Annotated in this window: 14 protein-coding genes and 1 riboswitch; of the genes, 8 read left to right on the top strand and 6 right to left on the bottom strand. The window is 52.3% G+C overall.

Annotated features, from left to right (window positions below; genetic code table 11):
• Positions 1 to 25 precede the first annotated feature (25 nt).
• Positions 26 to 1,948 (bottom strand): HTH domain-containing protein, encoded by a 1,923-nt coding sequence (locus I2D94_RS03810; RefSeq protein WP_195395663.1) that lies wholly within the window; start codon positions 1,946 to 1,948, stop codon positions 26 to 28.
• Between the two features lie 349 nt (positions 1,949 to 2,297).
• Between I2D94_RS03810 and I2D94_RS03805 the strand changes: the two genes are divergently transcribed.
• The 5 genes from I2D94_RS03805 to I2D94_RS03785 all read left to right on the top strand — a co-directional run bounded on the left by I2D94_RS03805 (position 2,298) and on the right by I2D94_RS03785 (position 10,145).
• Entirely contained in the window at positions 2,298 to 2,651 is a 354-nt protein-coding gene (locus I2D94_RS03805; protein ID WP_072683767.1) for a BlaI/MecI/CopY family transcriptional regulator, read from the top strand.
• A complete protein-coding gene (locus I2D94_RS03800; protein WP_195395662.1) occupies positions 2,651 to 5,386 on the top strand; it encodes a M56 family metallopeptidase in 2,736 nt (911 codons plus the stop codon). Before I2D94_RS03805 ends, I2D94_RS03800 begins: the two co-directional genes overlap by 1 nt.
• Before the next feature lie 414 nt (positions 5,387 to 5,800).
• Entirely contained in the window at positions 5,801 to 7,750 is a 1,950-nt protein-coding gene (locus I2D94_RS03795; protein ID WP_195395661.1) for an Ig-like domain-containing protein, read from the top strand.
• A gap of 268 nt (positions 7,751 to 8,018) precedes the next feature.
• On the top strand, positions 8,019 to 9,638 hold the full coding sequence (locus tag I2D94_RS03790) for a nucleoside kinase (RefSeq protein ID WP_072683764.1): 1,620 nt from the start codon (positions 8,019 to 8,021) through the stop codon (positions 9,636 to 9,638).
• Positions 9,639 to 9,734: 96 nt separating this feature from the next.
• Complete coding sequence (locus tag I2D94_RS03785) at positions 9,735 to 10,145, top strand: helix-turn-helix domain-containing protein (protein WP_072683763.1); 411 nt, start codon at positions 9,735 to 9,737, stop codon at positions 10,143 to 10,145.
• Positions 10,146 to 10,316: 171 nt separating this feature from the next.
• Here I2D94_RS03785 and I2D94_RS03780 read toward each other — a convergent pair whose 3' ends face one another.
• From I2D94_RS03780 to I2D94_RS03765, 4 genes are all read right to left on the bottom strand, one after another.
• The gene (locus tag I2D94_RS03780) at positions 10,317 to 12,086 is read right to left on the bottom strand and encodes an L-fucose isomerase (RefSeq protein WP_072683762.1); all 1,770 of its coding nucleotides are present in this window, start codon (positions 12,084 to 12,086) and stop codon (positions 10,317 to 10,319) included.
• Between the two features lie 88 nt (positions 12,087 to 12,174).
• Positions 12,175 to 13,623, bottom strand: a complete 1,449-nt coding sequence (locus tag I2D94_RS03775) for a rhamnulokinase family protein (RefSeq protein ID WP_195395660.1) — start codon at positions 13,621 to 13,623, stop codon at positions 12,175 to 12,177.
• A 2-nt stretch (positions 13,624 to 13,625) separates the two neighbouring features.
• A complete protein-coding gene (locus tag I2D94_RS03770) occupies positions 13,626 to 14,312 on the bottom strand; it encodes a class II aldolase/adducin family protein (RefSeq protein ID WP_072683760.1) in 687 nt (228 codons plus the stop codon).
• Between the two features lie 473 nt (positions 14,313 to 14,785).
• Complete coding sequence (locus tag I2D94_RS03765) at positions 14,786 to 15,991, bottom strand: sodium:proton antiporter (RefSeq protein WP_072683759.1); 1,206 nt, start codon at positions 15,989 to 15,991, stop codon at positions 14,786 to 14,788.
• Positions 15,992 to 16,062: 71 nt separating this feature from the next.
• Positions 16,063 to 16,136: riboswitch (Fluoride riboswitch) on the bottom strand.
• Between the two features lie 176 nt (positions 16,137 to 16,312).
• Between I2D94_RS03765 and I2D94_RS03760 the strand changes: the two genes are divergently transcribed.
• The gene (locus I2D94_RS03760) at positions 16,313 to 17,185 is read left to right on the top strand and encodes a putative ABC transporter permease (protein ID WP_195395659.1); all 873 of its coding nucleotides are present in this window, start codon (positions 16,313 to 16,315) and stop codon (positions 17,183 to 17,185) included.
• A 172-nt stretch (positions 17,186 to 17,357) separates the two neighbouring features.
• On the top strand, positions 17,358 to 18,359 hold the full coding sequence (locus I2D94_RS03755; RefSeq protein ID WP_195395658.1) for an alpha/beta hydrolase: 1,002 nt from the start codon (positions 17,358 to 17,360) through the stop codon (positions 18,357 to 18,359).
• Positions 18,360 to 18,463: 104 nt separating this feature from the next.
• Here I2D94_RS03755 and I2D94_RS03750 read toward each other — a convergent pair whose 3' ends face one another.
• Entirely contained in the window at positions 18,464 to 18,802 is a 339-nt protein-coding gene (locus I2D94_RS03750; RefSeq protein ID WP_195395657.1) for a hypothetical protein, read from the bottom strand.
• 222 nt (positions 18,803 to 19,024) lie between these two features.
• Here I2D94_RS03750 and I2D94_RS03745 point away from each other — a divergent pair, with 222 nt between their 5' ends.
• On the top strand, positions 19,025 to 19,960 hold the full coding sequence (locus I2D94_RS03745; protein ID WP_195395656.1) for a hypothetical protein: 936 nt from the start codon (positions 19,025 to 19,027) through the stop codon (positions 19,958 to 19,960).
• Positions 19,961 to 20,067: the final 107 nt, after the last annotated feature.

Raw genomic sequence — 20,067 nt, 5'->3', positions numbered from 1 at the left:
TATAAGGGAAACCAGTCTTTTATTTTTAACGTTTCCGGCAAGTGTCGATCAACAGGTCATACAACGCTGCCGGCGCCATCGCCGGCACCTTGATCATCCGCGATGGAGACAATTTCAGCCAACGCTCACAAACCCATTGCAGCGGCCGCCAGCTTTTTGACAAGGGCGCGGCACATCGGTAATAGAGGAAAAACCGGACTTCCTGTCCATCCCAGACTAACGGCCGGTCATTGACCCAGAAATAAAGCTCGCTCTTTTCCAGGTGCGCCGTTTCGCCGCCGAGGAACATGATCTGATTGACGATGGGAACACAGGTGATCGCAGAAGCGGAAAGAGACCGCCGTGCTGAAATCACGGGAATCGCATCGAACAACCGGGGCAGGTCTTTTTTCTGCCGCAAGCGGATCGAATTGGAAACGATGGTAAAATTGCGGCCCAGCCAGTCCCGCAGCGGCGTATACGGATCAAAGCCGCTGTCGATGATCTTCTTGCGCGAACGCGGCGGTTTGAAGTAAAATACATTTTCCGGCGGAATTCCCGGCAGATCGGGAATATCCGTCCAGATCAAATCAGAAGCCTCGCGCCGGAGCTGAAACAGCGCGGTAAATTCAACCGGCTTGAACGTAAACAGCGCGGAAGTCCCGGTTAAAATCGGGAAAAGCTGTTGGATCGTTTCCAACCATTTCCCAGCCGCGCCAATTCCCTGCCGGGAAATGATCCAGACGGTGAACACGGATTCCGTACTTAAAGGCTTTAAATAAGGAAACAAACATTTCGCCGCCTGCTGCTTAAAATCATGAGACAGGGGGACGCGCATGCAATCCTCAACACAGCGGGTCAGCTCCAGCGCCAGATTCTCACTGAGGGGATCGCTGAGCAGATCATCGCTCGTTAACGGAAAAGGCGGCATGGCGAACGCCCGGCGGATATCCAACTGCGTCAACCAGCTGGATACACGCTGACGGAAGTCTGGATCCGCTGTAAAATCAAATGGATAACGCCGTGCGAACCGATCCAGAACCGGCGAGGCGATCGAAGTGGAAACTGCCGCCGCTTCCGGAATGGAAATATTCAATCCCCGCAGTGCGGAAGTCAGCACTTCCAAAAAACGCCGGTTTTCTCTGGAATCCAGGAATTCGTTCCCATCCAGATGCTGAAATAAGACCTCAACAAACAATGCCGACTGCTTATCGCGAGGCGTCTGCCATTGTTCGTCAGTCAAGGTCAGCCGCAGCTTCGGATCACGCCGGCAGCGGCAGAGAACCAGACCTGCGATCAAAGCCTGACAATCCGAATAGGATAATGTCAGCTGCGGAACGGACTTCAGACATTCCTGAATGATGGGCCACAAGGTCAGAACAGTCTTCCGCTCCTGCCGGAAATCATCGGGCAGCGGATGGAAGCGATCCAATCCCGCTTCCGGCTGGCTTGCCAGCAATAACGACTGCCAGATCAGACAGTACCGCTTTTTCAGTTCATTCCCCTCCACGACAAAGCCCACGGCTTCCGGATGCAGCGTCAGTTCAAAGGTGGCCAGCTGCTCCTGAGCCACCGCCGCAATCGCGGGCAGCTGATTTTCAGGGATCGCAAATTCCTGACAGAGCTCGGACCAGGATAACGGTTGGGCAGAGGCCAGAATTCGGCATAACAGGATCGCAGCCAAAATCCGGAAGTCGTTGCGTTCATCCCAATGATATTGTTTCGCCAGCTCATTGAAAAAAGCTTCCACCTGCTGCGGTTGGGTAACGATCAGCCGGTAACCCTGTCCCCGCCGGCCCGCAATCTGACACCCCGTCTGAGCATTCAGACAAACGCTTAAGCGGCCCAGTTCACGCCGGGCAGTGTCGGCAGACAAACCGCAAAGATCAGCCAGTTTCTCGCAGCTGATCGGTTTTTTATGTGTTTTTAAATAACGAAGAAGTTTTGCTTCGCGTTCTGTGATTTCCATACTCTTTCATCTTTGTCCTTTATTCTTTATTATAAAAAAGAAACGAAAGAAGGGCAACCTGCCAAAAAGAAACGAAGAAGCACAACCCGTCAAACCTTGAAGCAAATACAGGGATAGGGCGGACAGCGGCTTTTTCAGCAATTTCTCTGATCGTGGATTTTCCAATTTCAAGCGAGTGTGATGAAAAGTGATTTCAGCTTCATTGCGATTCGCATGGGAAATCGCTTTATGTTACCGTTTTTGCCGGCTTTCTGCAGGGAGGTGAAAATAAGTAGAAAAGAAGACTTGACAACCCGAGCCTACAACTGTAGACTTTGGGTAGAAACAGAGAGAAAAGGAGGATTTGGATATGCGATTGACATCCGCTGAATTTCGCTTTATGGATCTGTTGTGGGAAAGGGAGCCGGTTTCATCGGGAGAGCTGGTCGCGGTGTGCGATCAGAAATTCGGCTGGAAGAAATCGACGACCTACACCTTCATCAAACGGCTGCAGGAAAAAGGCGTAATCGCCAATGAAAAGTCGATTGTCCGAGCACTTTACAAACGTGACGAATGTGAACGTGAGGAAAGCGGCGAAGTCGTCGATCAGGTTTTCAAAGGCTCGCTGCCGCAGTTTGTCACCGCTTTTCTGCAGGACCGGAAGCTGTCTGAAAAAGAAATCGACGAATTGAAAGATTTGCTGGACCGTCAGAAGAAGAAATAATGAATACGCTGACGACTCTTTTTCAGACGATCTTAAACATGAGCCTGGCCGCCAGTATCGTCGCTGCCGCGGTCATGGTTGTGCGGCTGCCGTTAAAGAAAGCGCCGAAAATTTTCTCCTACGCCCTGTGGGCGTTCGTTTTCATCCGATTGGTGCTGCCGTTTTCGTTTACCAGCCAACTCAGCGTGCTGAGCGTGGCGAATCCGGCCGTTTCCGAGCGGGGCGGAGTGCTGTTTGTCGTGCCTTCCGCCAGTCAACCGGTATCGGCCGTGCCGCGGCCGGTGATCAAAACCGGCGATCCGGCGGTCAATCTGCCTCAAACAGAGCTTAATGCTGACGCCGGTATTTCCGACAGTCACAAGCCGACACTGTCCCAACCAACTTTGCCGCAGTCCGGCGCCGAAGCTTCAGCACCTTCTTCGACAGCGACGATTTCGCCGCTTTTGCAGGCGGCCAGCGTGATCTGGGTGATCGGGATGATCGGCTATGCCGGTTTGCTGATCGCCAACAGTCTGGCGCTGCGTCATCGGCTGCGCTTTGCGATGCGCAGCCGGCAGAACATTTATGAATGTGAAGCGATCACTTCGCCGTTTATCTATGGTCTGGTCCATCCGAAAATCTATCTGCCGATGGATCTGGATTCCCGCCAGCGTAAATATGTGCTGACGCATGAACGTGTGCATCTGCGGCGGCATGATTATGTGTTTAAAATGATCGGGTCGCTGGCGCTGATGTTCCACTGGTTCAATCCAATTTTGTGGTATGCTTACATCCTCATGAGCAAGGATATGGAAATGGCTTGCGACGAAGCGGTATTGGGCCGGTTGGGAAGCGGCGGCCGGGTGAATTACGGTATGACGTTATTGCAGTTTGCCTCCAGGCCGACGATCACCGCGCTGTCGTTCAGCGAAAGCAATACGAAGCTCAGGATCAAGAATATTCTGAATTATAAGAAACCAACGTTCTGGGTGCTGGCGGCCGGGATCGCGGCGTGCCTGCTCTTAGCGGTGCCGTTATTGAGCAATCCGGCTTTCGGCAAGGATCAGCGCCGGATTAACGAGCTGCTGAAGGAAGCGGAAGCGGCGCAGATCGAAAGCGTGAGTATGACGGTCAATCTGAACGAACCGTATAACCAGTATCAATGGTCGATCATTCCGATGATGGATCAGGATCAGGTGATCGTGCTGGGCGAACAGAATTTGGAGCGGAAGGTGGCGGTCGCTTATGACTTTAAAACCGGGGAAGTTGAAGCCGCCGATCTGAAAACTTCGGTCTGGGGCGCGGAGCAGTGCGCGGGCTTAGGCGATCTGTTTTATCATTTGTATGTGGATGATTTTGTCATTCCGGAAGCGCTGAACAATGTCAATCTGGCGTTGGGCGATCATCTGACGTCCATCAGCTACTGCACGGTGTTCGAGCCGTTGGGCCCGATTTCACTGAGCTATGGATCGAATTCCGATCAGCTGATAGCGCAGTTCACGAAAATGAACGAGCCGGGTTCCGGCCAGCTTGTTTACGATAAGAACTCGGGCCGGTATTTGATTAACAGCGCGGCGGAACAGCTGGCATTGCCGGAATCGTTCTGGGATGAGTTTGTCGATCGCATTCTGCTTTATGATCAGCAGGAGATCGTCCAGAATTCCACGTGTGCGGTGTTGGAAGACGGACGGTTCAGCTGTCCGGAAAGCTTCGGGGTGCTGCCGCTGGGTGCGCAGCAGGTAGCGCCGTTAGTGGCCTGGAATGAAACCCATGAGCTCAGCGAGGATTACGGCGTGATCGGCTGGGATCTGATCGACGATCAGACCGAAGACCGCACGCGGATTCCGGTTCTGGCCATGGCTGAAGGCACGATCCGTGAGATCGGCGAGGATGAACAGGGCCGTCGCTACCTCGTGGTCGATCATCCGAGCTTGGGGATCAGTGCGTTCTACGGCGGTTTGAATGATAGAATATACCGCACGGAAGGCGAAGAAATCTATCATCCGGGTCAGCTGTTAGGCTATCTGTCGACGGACAACCTGCCGGAGGATCAGCGGCCGGCGCTGCATTTCGCGGTGATGTCCGGCGGTGAAACGCTGGGCGATCTGGTGCCTTATCTGCAATATGCGATGGCTTCGCCGGTGAAGATCAACGTTTTTGAAGTTCTGGATCTCACGTTTGAGATCAATGAGGAAAAGCTGGCGCTCATGGATGCGATTGTCGCTGAATCGAATGCCTATTCCGAATATGCCGGTCGGCGCGCTGTCATTGAGCGGACGTATGCTCAACAGAAAGGGATTTCGCTGACAGCGCAGGCCAACGATTTTCCGACGCTGAATATTTCGCAGGAGGTCGGAACGAACAAGCTGTATATTGACCGCGGCTACCGGCTGAATGAAACAGTGCGCAATGTGATTCCGGGTGCGGATGGAAACTTTTTGATCAACGTGAATCTGGACCGCAGTCCGACGATGGGCAACAATACGACGTATGAATGCAATGCGTATTTTCCAGAACTTCAAGTGTGGCTGAACACAACCTATAATCCGAGTACCGGGCAGTATTTAGCCACCGATCTCAACATGGAAGACGAAGCGCTGATGGAAGCGACATACGCGGTGTTCGACGAACTCAACGGCAGAATTCTCAGGACCGATGAGCGGGCGCTGGATCTGGCTTTGCAGCTGATCCAGGTGATGACCGACGAACAGCCGGCAGAATATAATCTGGAGCCGATGGCTTCCCTGTTTGAATAACTTTAATCACAACCGAGTTTCTGACATCCCGCAAAAAAACAGCTTTTCCATCGAGTTGTGAAAAGACCGGCTTGATGACAGAGGAAGAAATACTGACTTCGTTGTCCATGAAAATAAGAGCTTTAAAGAAGCTGGCTGCACAAAGTGAAATCATACTTTGATCGGCCGGCTTTTTTTTGCGCAGATTAACGCCGGTGAATCTGAGCGATTACCGGGGAATTCCCTTCATTACAGCCTGGCCCAAACCTCAGCGTAAAAATACGGCGGCCAAAGAAATCAAGGAAGTATAAATAAAGCTTATATATAATGAATTATAGCTTATGGATTAGAAATGATTATTGGACAAATTTTAAAATCAGCGGTACCATTTTTCATGTGGAAGCGCTATCAAGCGTAAAACAAGGAGAAAGAAAAATGAAACTGAAGAAACTCTCTGCACTTCTGGCAGCTGGTTTGCTCTGTTTGACGGCAGTCACCGGTTGCTCGCAAACCCCGGCCGCTCCGGAACAGGAAGCGACGCCAACGTCAGGTTCCGATGTCACAACAATGCGCGTTGCGACGTGGAACATCGACTCCAAGGCTCATCCGGACATCAAGGAAATGTCCAACATCATCCATGAACGCGGCATTGAAATCATGGGTTTCCAGGAAATTGATATCCTGAACACCCGCAACGACTACGACATGGCTCAGGACTTTGTCAACGACAATTATCCCTACGTCCACTTCGCCAAGGGACGTGACTTCGCTGACGGCTATTTCGGCGTCGGTACGACTTCTTCTTTAGAATTCCAGGAAATCAGCTCAGTTCCAATCGAGAGCACGGGCAGTAAAGCCACCAAGACGCTGGAACGCGTCGTCGTAGAAAAAGAAGGCAAGCAGATTGCGTTCTATGTCACGCACACCAGCTGGGAAAACAACGATCTGCGCCGCCGTCAGTTTACGGAAATCATTGAACGATTGGCTGCGGATCCGATTCCATACAAGATCCTGGTCGCGGACTTCAACGCTGACCAGAGCCTGTATGAATACGACATCTTCAAAGACAATTATAATATTTCCAACGGTAAGGACGGCGTCTGGTTTGATTCGTTCAACGGCACTGACGATTCAATGAAGGTCATGACCGTTGACAACATCATCACAACGAAAAACATCAACATTACGCACGTCGAAACTTATCACTCTGATATGGCTGACCATGAACTGATGTTTGCGGATATCGAGCTGCTGGACGAAGCGGCGCCGATGATCGAACATGACCGCGCGCTGGGGCAGGATGTCACGGCGACCAGCACAGCCGACGATTCCCATCCGTACAACATGGTTGACTGCGATGAAAAGACAGTCTGGCAGTCCGGCGAGGGCGAACAGGAAGTCGTCCTGACGCTGGATCGTCCGTATACCGCGAAGAAACTGGGCGTCCAATGGGGCGAAAAAGCACCGGAAAGCTTCCATGTTGAAACTTCGATCAACGGCACGGATTACATTGCGGTTGCCGATGGTACAAAAGACACGACAGAAATCGCTTTGAACGGCGAAGTCAAATATGTCAAGCTTGTTCTGGACGCGGTTGAAGGCGGAAGCCAGATCGCAACGTTAAGCTTCTATGGCGACTGGATCACACCGACGGCCGGCAGCGATGCAAGTCTGCTGGTTAACGGCGATATGGAAAGCGAAGAAGGCTGGACCTTAACCAATGCGACGGAAGAAGGCAATGCGGAATACGCGCTGGCTTACGAAGAAGTGGAAGCAGGGAATAAAGCGGCGAAGATCACGAAGACCGGTGCGGATGCCGGCGACGCTTCGATCGAACAGACTGTTGAAGTACAGCCGAACGAACGTTACCAGTTAAGCTTCATGCACAAGACCGATACGCTGCATTCCGGCAACTTCTGTTACGAAATCAACCAGATGGATGCGGAAGGCAACACGATTTCCACACATCTGGCGAAGCTGACGGACAACCTGAACATGAGCGCAGATTTCCGGAAATTTGATTACAACGTCATCACCGCGGCCAATGCGGCCAGCGTGAAGATTGCGCTGCATGTCGTGGGTGAAGGCGAAGGCAGCCTGTGGCTGGATAACGTCACATTCAAGGAAGTTGTTCCGACGGAATGTGTCTATGTCCAAGCTGATAAAACAGCGCTGAAAGTCGGCGAAACCGCAACTCTGAGTGCGGATGTTCTGCCGAAGAGCGCCAATGATATCCACATGAACTGGGTATCGTTAGACGAAAGCATCGCCACGGTTGATGAGAATGGCAAGGTCACTGCGAATGCGGCGGGCAAGGTCTTAGTCGGTCTGCTGAGCGACAGCGATCTGTTAGCGGAAAGCTACGTTCTGATCACCGTCGAATAATCAAAATAAGATTGAAGAAATGGCGTCCCGAAGGGGCGTCTTTTTTTGCGCAGAGAGGGTTAGCTCTGGGCAGGGCAGAGAATCTGAGAGCTTTTAAATACAGGATGAAGGGATAAGGCGAAAGACTTTGAATCCCAGACTGAATTGCGTTGGCAACTTATCCGGCCGCAAGAATAAGCTGGAGTAGTGGTTTGTTCAATTCCGGCGTCTTTGTACGAATCGTGCCGGAATTATGCTATGATGATAGAAAAGAAATGAGGGATGTGCGATGTTGACACTTCGATTACCGGATCAATCTGAAATTCAGGTTCAGCCGGGGTTGACGATCGCCCAGCTGGCAGCGAAGCAGGATGATCCGCTTATGCTGGCAGGCGGAATCTTAAACGGGAAGGTTCATGATTTGAACTATCGTTTGAATAAAAGCGGGGCGTTTGAATGGATTCGCCGGGATAGTCTGATCGGTCAGATGATGACGGAACGCACGCTGAGCTTTTTATTGATCACGGCGGTGCGGCTGTGCTTCAACGGCACGGATGTTTTAATCGAGCATTCACTGGCGGGCGGCTTATATGGCACGCTGATTCGGGAAAAACCGGTCACATCGCAGGAATTGGAACAGATCAAGACGAAAATGCAGGAAATGATCGACAAACGGGAGCCCATTTACCGGCGTGTTGTTTCCAAGGCGGAGGCTGTGGCGCACTTTGAAGCGCTTGGGATGCACGATAAAGCCAGTCTGTTAAGACAGCGGACAGCGGCGAAATGCAGCGTTTATACCTGCGCGGGAGTTGACGATTATTTTTATGGCGTGATGCTGCCGGATGCTTCGTGGATCACCCAATTTACATTGCAGAAGGTCCATCAGGGGTTCTGGCTGAGCACGGAAAAAGAATTTGTTGATCAGCCGAAGTTGTTTGAAGTTTACCGTCAGTTTGAACAGCGGGGCCGGGAAACGGGAATTTCGATGATCTCTCAGCTGAATGAAAAAATCCGCGAGGGATGTCTGCCGCAGATTATTGCAGACAATGAAAGCCGGGTGGCGCGGGATCTGGACCGTCTGGCGGATCAAATCACAGCTTGCCCTGAGTTGAAAATCGTGTTGATTGCCGGCCCCAGCTCCGCCGGGAAAACGACGTTTTCCCGCCGCCTGGCTCTGGCGCTGCGTCAGCGCGGAAGGGATCCGATCGCAATCTCGATGGACGATTTTTTCCTTAACCGCGAAGACAGTCCGCGGCTGCCGGATGGAACGCACGATTATGAGAATATCGAATGTCTGGATCTGAAACTGTTTAACGCGTCGATGGAAGCGCTAATTGGCGGTTTGCCGGTCGTGCTGCCGACGTATGATTTCAAGCTGGGCGAGAAACGGTTTGTCCGTGATCCGCTGACGCTGAAGCCGGCTCAGATTCTGATTCTGGAGGGGCTGCATGCGCTCAATCCGCGCAGCTCGGAAAACATTGCGGAAAGCGCGAAGTTTCGCGTGTATATCAACGCCCTGACGCATCTGAATCTGGATCGGCATAATCGGATTACAACGACGGATTATCGTTTAATCCGACGGATGACGCGGGATTATCAGTTCCGCGGGCGCAGCGTACAGAGTACGCTGGACGGTTGGGAACAGGTGAAGGCTGGAGAGGATCGGTATATTTATCCGTATCAGGAACAGGCAGAGTGCTTGTTCAACACGTCGATGGATTATGAGCTGCCGATTTTGAAAACAATTCTGGCGCCGTTATTGGATCAGGTGCCTGTGGACGCGCCGGAGTATATTGAGGCTAACCGGATCCGCCGGCTGCTTGCGTATTTCGATGGCGGCGATCCGGCACTTGTGCCGCATGATTCCATTTTGGCGGAGTTCATCGGCGGCAGTGTGTTTGAGGAATAATTCGGGAAACTTCTGGTCGAGCGGTTCCTGCTTCCGGTTGATTGCCGGATGGGTCATCCGGGGTTATGATGGAAATCAGAAGCGAGGAGGAAGCTTATGAAACAATCTGGAAAAACGATGGGCATGATCATCGCCCGGCTGCGCAAGGCGCAGGGAATGACGCAGGCCGAGTTGGCGGAAAAGATGCAGGTGACGGATAAAGCGGTGTCGAAATGGGAACGGGATTTATCCTGCCCGGATATTCAATCGCTGCCGCGGCTGGCGGAAATTCTCGGGGTCTCTGTGGAGGAATTAATGCAGGGCGAAACCCGTCCCGCGTCGTTAGTGAAGCGAATCAACGAGATCGTAGATCTGGTGCTGAAGGCGCTGGTCGTCGCGATGGGCATCGCGCTGATCGTGTGTTCTGTTTTAAAGACGCTGAAACCCACGAGTGGGTTCCAGCTGGCAGATCTGGGGCTGGCCAGCGCAGGAATTCTGTTTCTGCGGCAGGGGAAGGAGACAATTTAGGTCAGGTTTTCTTTCTGCGTTTGAGAATCAGCGTACAACAAGCGGATGTTTCAATAAAATACACGATGCTTTATAAACGCAAGGCAAATAAAAAGATGGGGTTCCATCTTTTTATTTGATATTTCCTCAGAAGAAATCTTTGAATGTCATTACTGACCGCGTGAAATTATTTTATTTATACAGCGGACCATAAGCCGCGCAGGCACGGTAATCGGCGCTCTCCAGATCCTTCGTGCCGAAGGCCGCCCAGCTGTGCGGCCGGAACAGATCGTTGTCGCTCAGGTTGTGCATCGAAACCGGGATTCGCAGCATGCTTGCCAGCGTGATCAGATCCTTGCCGATATGGCCATAAGTGAAGGTGCCATGGTTGGCGCCCCAGTTGGCCATGACGGAATAGACATCCTTAAACGCTGAATTGGCTTCGTCTAAACGCGGAACAAACCAGGTCGTCGGCCAGGTCGGATCGGTGCGCTGATCGAGAATTTTGTGCATTTCATCATCCAGAACGACCGTCCAGCCTTCGGCGATCTGCATGACCGGGCCGATGCCCTGAACCAGATTCATCCGAACCATCGTAACCGGCATTTCTGCGTGGGTGCGGAAATGGGAGGAGAAGCCGCCGCCGCGGAAGTAGCCGAGATCCGCCGGACACCAGTCGGTCGCCTTCAGACAGGCGTCGATGTCCGCGTCGGTCATTTCCCACCAGGTTTTCATGACGCCCTGGCCGTTTTCATCCTTGGCGCAGCCGGTGGCGTCCAGCGCCGCCGCACCGGAGTTGATCAGATGGATGAAGCCGTTGGCCGCCCGGCCTTCCGGTTTGCGTCCGACGACGCGCTCGACTGCTTCCGGACTCCAATAGGTGCGCACGTCCGCAAAGATGGAAGCACGATGGTTCAGCAGCTTTTCAAATAACATCGCGACGCCGTTGAGCGTATCGTTTTCCGTCGCCAGCACCAGCGGTTCTTTTTTGCCGTTCCAGTTGAACGAGGAGTTAGTGATCGCCTCGGCGAAGTCGCCGTTAGGCATGTAGTCGGTCCACATCCGCTGACCCTGGAAGCCACCCGCGATCGCATTGCGGCCGATCGCTTCCTCATGCCGGCCGATCGCATTCAGCTTGTCGTTGCCCAGCATGATGTCGCGGATGATCATCGTCATCTTCGTGACGAACTGCCACTGCTTTTCCTTATCCTCGGCGCTGTACGGCTTGGCGTTCTTGTCGAAGCCTTCCGGACAGTTGGCCTTAACCCAGGCGTAAGCCCGTTCGTATTCTTCATGATCGTAGATTTCCAGATTGACGCGGCGGATGATTTCCGACATGTCCACCCATTCGGCGCGGATGCCTAAATACTTCTGGAAGAAATCCGGGTCGCAGCAGCTGCCCATGATGCCCATCGCAATCGCGCCGATGTTGACATAAGCTTTGTTGCGCATTTCGCCGACCGCAATGGCGCAGCGGGCGAAGCGCAGGATCTTTTCCTGAACGTCGGCCGGAATTGAGCGGTCGTCGGCGTCCTGAACGTCATGACCATAAATGGAGAAGGCCGGCAGCCCCTTCTGGGCATGGGCTGCCATGACGGCTGCCAGATACACCGCGCCCGGACGTTCGGTGCCGTTGAAGCCCCAGACGGCCTTGACGGTCGTCGGATCAAGATCCATCGTTTCTGAACCATAGCACCAGCACGGCGTGACCGATAAGGTGCCGCAGACATTTTCACGGCCGAACTTATCTGCGCACAGCGCCGCTTCCCGGCCGCCGCCGATCGTTGAATCAGCGATTACGACCTGCACCGGCGTACCGTCGGAATAGGTCAGGTTGGCTTCAATCAACGCCTTGGCGGCTTTCGCCATGCCCATCGTCTGTTCTTCAAGACCTTCGCGGATGCCGCCCCAGCGGCCGTCGATGGTCGGACGGATTCCAATCTTGCATTTACTTAATTCCATCTCTGTTCTCCTTTTTTGTTTTTTATTTTATATCTTCATGAAGAGGATCGGATCAGGCCACTTCGTTCACCGCGGCCTGAGCTTTGAATTATTTCAGCCGGGTGATCTGGGAAGTCATGGAAGCTTGTGGAACGGCCGTCATGATTTTCTCGCTGTGCTGGATCAGATCGGTGATCTGGGCATGATCCGCGACCAGCCCTTCCGCGATCAGCTGCACGGCGATGTTGCCCAGCGCCGTGGCCTCGACGGGTCCGGCAATCACGCGTTTTCCGGTGGCGTCGGCGATCTTCTGGCGCAGCGTTGCGGACTGACAGCCGCCTCCCACCATATATAAGGTATCGGAAGGCTGCCCCGTCAGGGCTTCCAGCTCGTCGAACGCCAGCTTCATCTGTGCGGCCAGGCTCTGGTAAACGCACCAGAACAGCTCGCCATGCGTCTGCGGCAGCGGCTGACCGGTCGCTTTCAGATAATCGTGAATTCGCCTGATCGTCTGGCCGAATTCGCGGAAGGTCGGCGCCTGCGTGTCGATCAGGCCGTCGTAGCTCTGGGCTTTGTCCATCATCGCTTCAATTTCATCGTAGGTCAGCGCCGTTCCCTGACGCTGCAGCTCGGCCTTGCATTGCTGGATGATCCACAGCCCGGTCAGGTTGCGCACCAGCCGGGTTTTGCCGCCGGGACTGCCTTCGTTGGAAACACCCAGCTGGGCGCTGGCTTCGGTAATCACCGGCTGATCGAGAATCTGACCCGTGATCGCCCAGGTCCCGCAGCTTAAGAATATCGGATGGTTTTCCTCCGTCGGCAGCGCGTAGATCGCACTGGCCGTGTCATGCGCTCCGCACAGCAGCACGTCGATCTCCCCGCAGCCGCACTCCGCGGCAATTTCCGGTTTTAACGTTCCCAATATCTCGCCCGGATAGCGCAGCGGCGCAAATAAATCCGGCTGCAGTCCTAACCGCTCAAGCAGTTCTGTATGAATACCGGTACGCTCCGGATTGAGACATTGCGAGGTCGAGGCAATCGTGAACTCGCACGCCTGCTTTCCCGTCAGAAAATAGCCGATCAGATCTGGCATGAACAACAGCTGATGCGCCCGCTCCAGCACTTCCGGCCGCTGGTTTTTCAAGGCTGCCAGCTGCATCAGCGTGTTGATTTCATCCGGCGTGTTGCCAGTCTGGGCAAACAGCTCCTGCATCGAAATAGTTTCACTCAGCGTCTTCAGAATCCCGCGGGTCCGCTCGTCCCGATAGCAGATCGGATTTTCGATCAGCCTGCCGCTTTCGTCCAGCAAGCCGAAATCCACGCCCCAGGTGTCGATTGCCAGCGATTTCACCGTGTAGCGCTGCGCGGCAAGCGCAATGCCTTTTTTGATTTGATTGAATAAGTTTAAGACGTCCCAATACAACGAACCACAGCAGGCCACCGGCTCGTTGGCAAAACGGTGGATCTCATGACAGCGAAGCGTCTTTCCATCGGTCTGCGCGGCGATCACGCGGCCACTGCTGGCGCCTAAGTCAATCGCAAGTACGCACGGTTCCATCGCTATTTCCCGGAATATTTCTTATAGCCCGGATGCTTGCCGGTGACGTGATACGTCGTGTCGCGCATGGTGATCAGCCGATCAATGTTTTCCCGCGAAATGTCCTTCACTCCGCCTAACAGCCTCGCGTTCAGCATGATCTTGGCCGTCAGTTCCAGCGTTTCCATGCGGTAATACGCGGTGATCAGATCACAGCCGACGGTCAGTGCCCCGTGGTTTTCCAATAAGATGACGTCGTGCTCCTTCAAAAACGGCGCGATGCCTTCCGGAACTTCGTCGGTCGACGGGGTGCCGTACGGCGCGATCGGAACCGAGCCGATCGCAATGACCGATTCGATCATCGCGTAATCGTCCATCGGTACGTGCGCGCAGGCAAACCCGGTCGCGGTGGCCGGATGCGCGTGAACGACCGCGCCGACATCCTCGCGCTCTTTGTAGCAGCGCAGGTGCATCTTAATTTCGCTGCTTGGCCGATAACCCTCCAGCGCTTCCAGCACCTCGCCTTGGCCATTGATTTTGATCAGCTTTTCCGGCGTGATAAAGCTTTTTGAGATGCCGGTCGGCGTCGCTAAATAAAGGTCCTCGCCGATCTTGACGGACACGTTGCCGTCGTTGGCCGCAACCCAGCCCTGCTGCCACATTTTGTGACAAACGTCGCAGATCTGTTCGCGGATTTCCTGTTCATTCATGATGTTTCATCCTCCCTATACGATAATTGTGGCATAATCTTCCAGCGCATGCAAGCGTTGAATGAAACCGCTGCCACCGTAAAAAAGACAGGCTGAAACTCAAGTTGGAAAAAACGTCGTAATGAAGCGTTTCTATGAAATCATCGTGAAGAATGTTCGAAAGAACGATCTTTGAACTTTCCGTGAAAACGTTGAAAAATGATGAATTTCATCACTCCTTTCAGCGACGCGGGAAAGGAAAAAAACAAACATATTGTATTCCGCGAAAGTGATATTTTACTGAGTGATAAGATAAGCAAAAGATCAAAGAAAGTTCTTCCTATCCGAAAATGATCGTTTGCCTGCCTTTTAAATCAAAGGTCCGCTGAAAGAATCATTGCGGCGACTTCAATTTCATCAAATACAGCTGGCGGCAAATCATAAAATAGAGAGCATGAAAAAGACGAACATTCTCAGTTCGTCCTCACTTTCGATCAGTCTTTCAATCCAACGTCGGAAGTCTTTGCTTCTTTCAGCCACCGCCGGTAAGTCAGATCAATCCCCAGCGCGCCGAGCGGCGCGGTGATCAGGATTGCCATCACCGCCGCGCTTAAGACCAGTTCGCCGCAGGCCAGTCCCAGACTCAGCGGAACCGCACCGATCGCAGCTTGAACCGTCGCTTTCGGGCAATATGCGATCATGCAGAAAAGCCGTTCCTTCCGATTCAGCGGTGTTTTGATCAGACATAACGCTACCGCCGTCATTCTGAAGAACAACGCCGTGAAAATCAAAAGAATCAGCGATCCCCCGGCCTTGAACAGATACGCCGGATTCACGACCGCGCCGACCAGAACGAATAACATCATTTCCGCTCCGACCCATAAGCGGGAAAATTTCTGCGACAGACGTTCGGCTAAAATGGTATAACGGCTGTAAATCGCAATTCCCATTGCCATTACCGCTAACAGACCGGAAAACGGCAGCATCGTTTTCAGCCGGGTTTCCGTTTCCAGCAACAGAAACGCCACGCTCATCAGAATTAAAACCTTCAGGGAATCGCGCAGATGAATCTTCCGGAAAAACCAGCACAACATTAGCCCTGTCAGGGCGCCGGTCAAAATCCCAACCGTAATTGAAACTGGAATTTGAAACAGCGCCGCGGCGGAAAGCGGACCGCCTTGAGCTAAGGCGAGGAAGCTGGAAAACAACACGATGACAAACACGTCGTCGGCCGAGGCGCCGGCCATGATCATCTGCGGAATGGATTGTTCAGTTCCGCGTTTTTCCTCCATCAGCTTCAACATCCGCGGTACGATGACCGCCGGGGAAACCGCTGCGATCACCGCGCCCATGACCGCGCTTTCCACTACGGATAATCCCAAAAGCTTCGGCCCCAATACAACATAAGCAAGAATTTCCAGAGCGGCTGGTACAAAGCAAAGCAGAACCGCCGGCCGGCCGACCCGTTTTAAATCGTTCAGATCCAGCGCCAGTCCGGCCCGCAGCAGAATTAACACCAGCGCCAGCTGCCGCAGCTCCGCCGCAATCCCCATCAAGCTGTCAGAGTACCAGTTTAAGCCATACGGCCCTAATAAAATCCCGGTTAAAATCATTCCGAGTAACCCCGGCAGCCGCAGCCGTTCCAATATCTGACTGAACAGAATTCCTACTAAAAATAAGCATGCGAGACTGGTCAACATTTTTTTCTCCTCCTATGATTTCTCCTGCTTTCTACCGATAATCCACAAAAAAAGCTGATGACCTATGCGAAAAACACACAGAAGTCATCAGCTGATACAGCGGTTTAGGCACATTGCCTGGGGAGACATCATTCCCTGTTCTTTATTTAAACGGATTTTGGACACATTGTCAAGATTGTAAAAAATCCTTCAGTTGTGGCGAAAAGCCGCAGCGTGTATAATGAGGTACAGGCGAAAGCCTGCTTTTGGGATAAAATCAGTTAAAAACGATTGAAAACCCGGTGAACGGCGTAGAATAATCACGAAACAGGAGGGGATATTATGATCGAAACTCCGGCTCAGGCAGTGATCTTATTTTTTATTTACAGTTTTTTAGGGTGGGTTTGCGAGTGTCTCTATTGTTCCATCGGTCAGCGCAAATGGATTAACCGCGGTTTTTTAGCGGGACCTTACTGCCCGATTTACGGCTTTGGCGGCGTTTTTGTTTTAACGCTGCTGGAGCCGGTTGCGGATTCGTACGGGATGGTATTCCTCTGGGGCGTCGTGATAACCAGCACGCTGGAATATCTGACCAGTTTTGTGATGGAGAAAATGTTTCATACCCGCTGGTGGGATTATTCCCGGTACCGTTTTAATCTCAACGGCCGGATCTGCCTGTTGAATTCGACGCTGTTTGGCTTGATGTGCCTGTTTGTGGTGTACGTCATTCACCCGCCGATCTATAACGCCGTCCAGCGGATTCCGCTGCCGCTGTTGTGGGCGGTCAATGCCGCGTTGTTGATCTATTTCTCCACCGATGTGTTCAAGACGGTGCATGCGCTGCTAAGGCGGAACAAGGAATTTGTCGAACTGGAAAAGTGTATGCAGGAGCTGCGTGAAGCGATGAAGAACGTTGATCAGGTCGGTGAAGACGTGCCGTTTTACGAGCGGATTCAGGCCGTGATGGATTCGACGGATGCGGATGAACAGCTCTCGGCGATCATTGACAAGATGGTCAGCCGAATCGATCTGATTCCCAAGCGGACTTTTAAAATTCGTTCACGTCTGAACAAGGCATTCCCGCATCAGGTCAACCGGGAATTTTCCAATGAATTCCGCGCCTGGGTGGATCAGACCCGCAACCGCACAAAGAAGGCGATCAACGATAAAAAAGAAGCGATCGCTGAAAATATCGAAAACACGCTGGGCCGCTGATTGCGGCCCTGTTTTCATGGAGAAACACCGCTGCTAAAATCCGCTTTGCCAAACTGTCGGACATCGGAGAAAGAAGGAAGGCTGTACGCAAGGCGGGTAGGATATACTGAGAATAGAAAATTCATTTCCTTCCGGAAAGCGGAATCGACGAATGAATTGAGGAGAATTGTGAATGAAGGATATCGGTGGGATCGATCCCCAACTGAAAAGCATCGCGAAGAAGATTCCGTATAACCGGCTTATGATCAAGCTGGCGAAGCCATATCAAACGCTCGCGCTGAAAGGCACGAAGCTTTTGGAAGGCGTTGCTTGCCGCCGGATTTTGCTGAAGGAAAACGGCCGGAATTTACCGGTGGATATTTATGAGCCGGCTGCGGCGACAGAGCAGCTCCCATGTCTGTTGATGATCCACGGCGGCGCGTTCAGTTATAAGGCATCGGCTTATCATAAAAAGCTGGCCTGCCTTTATGCGGCGGAGGTTCGCTGCCGGGTGATCTTTCCTGATTATCCTCTGTTGCCGGAATATCCTTACCCGGCAGCTTATGAAGCTTGTCTGGCCACGCTCCGGTGGGGGATTGAACATGCTCAAACTCTGCGGATCGATCCAACCCGCATCGGCATTGCGGGAGACAGCGCCGGCGCGACCCTGGCCGCAACGCTCTGCAACTCGACGGCGGCGGAAGCCTTGCCCTTTCCCTGTGCACAGATGCTCATCTATCCGGCAGTGGATGCGGCGATGTCCACGCCGTCCATGGCCAGATATACGGATACGCCGTTATGGAATTCCCGCAGCAATCAGAAAATGTGGAAGCTCTATTTAAGGAAGGCGGACAGCGCTCTGATCAAAAAGGCCTCGCCGATGCACAACACTCTGCCGGACAAGATTCCCCCGACTTACATGGAAACCGCGGAATTTGATTGTCTGCATGACGAAGGCGTCTTGTATGCCAAAAAGCTTCGTGAAGCCGGAGCGAACGTCGAATTAAATGAAACAAAGGGAACCATCCACGGCTATGATTCCGCGCTCCAGACGCAAATTGTCAAAACGCAGATCGCAAAAAGAATCGCATTCTTAAAGAAATGCTTTTCTTGTAAGAAAAGAAATGCCGATCGCGTTGCTTGCGGTGGGGGGACTTTCAAAGAAAGGACATGGAAAACAAGTCGCCGCAAATAAAAAAGGGGCTTTTTCCCCAGAGGAATCAGCCCCTTTTCTCTTTCCTGAAACCGCCGCTGCAGCTTATTTCTCCCCTTCTGATTGGATACGAATTATCCGCTGGATTAATTTAATTTAGGCGTGGATGTCTGCGATGGATCCGGGATATCCGCGGGAATCAGCTGATCAGGAAAAGAAGCCGGCATTTTAACATACAGGAAAATCAGCTCGGCCGGGATTAACGAGATAAAGGCAGCGAAGGCTGGAATGTGGAAAACAAGAACCATCAGGCTTACGACGACAGCCAGATAAAACAGACGGAAGGCATACAGCTGCCTGCGCGTCTTAATCCGCTCATCAAGCAGTGCATCGGTTCCTGTATAATCTTTGTCACCCAGAGTGATTACCGGCTGACGCCGGTCCACAAATAACAAATAATGAAAATAAGCTTTACCACCTTTCATAGAACAACCTCCTCTCAGCTATTCAATTTGCTTCTTCAAGCTGGAAAGATCTGATTTTTCAACTATAATTAAAGTATAAGGAAATTAACGGTGGAAAACAAGCAAAGTTCTCGGAATAGAGAATAAATTTCATTCTGGAGAGATTTTGAAGGCGGGAAAGCGGGAAGAACCGAAAACAGAAAATAAGGGAAGCGAAGGCAAGAATCAGAAGAGGAGAAGAATATGAATAAGAAAATGATCGCGTATGGGTTGGGGTTGTTAGGCATGATCGTCATCGTCGCCGGCGCTTCCGATTGGGCAAGGCGCAACGAAAATGGGGAAATCAAACCGACGCAGACCCCGGCGTGGGATCGGACGCCGGAAGTAAGCGAATCCAGGCCGTCAGAAAAACCGGCGGCGGAAGTTATTTCGACGTTTGTTTTTGACGATTTAGAAGTGAATCTTGACGACGAGAATCAGTTGGAGCGGATTTCCTTTTCTGATCCCGCGGCGGGATGCACGTTGCCGGCGGCGGAAGAAATTCCCTATCCTGACGAACCGGCGCTGACGGCTCTGATTGATCAGCTGGTCAAATCGCTCAATGACCGCGACGCCGATCGGATTAATTCCTTATTAGTCCGAGAAGAAGATCAGGTTGAATGGATACCGGCAATGCCGAAAATTCAGGAATATGCGATTCATTATCAAGCTGACGGTATTGTCAAACTGGATTTAACCTGGCTGGATTGCGATCAGCTGTTAAATTCACAATTTTGGATCACGCTGGCGGAGTCTGACGGCTTAAAGATCGACACGCTGCGGGAAAAGCCGGCATGCAAAAACCGGGCTTCTGTCATGTTGGGGGATAAATCAGAGCTTGCCGCACAATTCGTGAAGGCACTGACTGAAACAGATTACTTTGATCTCCTGTCGCTTTTCCCCGGGACCACGCCATGCAGCGAGACGGGCTTTGATTTGTGGGAAGGCGTGAAAATCAAGTCGGCGGAAGTTGTGGAGACTTCGGCAGCGGGAAATGGATCGGCGGCGTTGATCGAGATAGATGTCGACGATCCCGGCTGTACGCAGCTCGCTGCCGGGAAACATCGTTATTGTCTGGTGATGGAGAAAACGGGCAGCTCTGTTGCAATCGAAGGTTTCTATCGGATTATGGAAGACTAGGGACATGCGTTAACGACATTCCGGCAAAGCTTCTGCATAAGCATAATGACAAAATAAAGGATAAATGAGTATCATTGATTTTAAAATGAGGAATAAACAGAGAAGCG

The organism is Holdemania sp. 1001302B_160321_E10 (assembly GCF_015552275.1).
Classification (GTDB): Bacteria; Bacillota_I; Bacilli_A; order Erysipelotrichales; family Erysipelotrichaceae; genus Holdemania.
The sequence above is the reverse complement of the archived record's forward strand: the minus strand, read 5'-3'. Positions and strand labels throughout refer to the sequence as shown.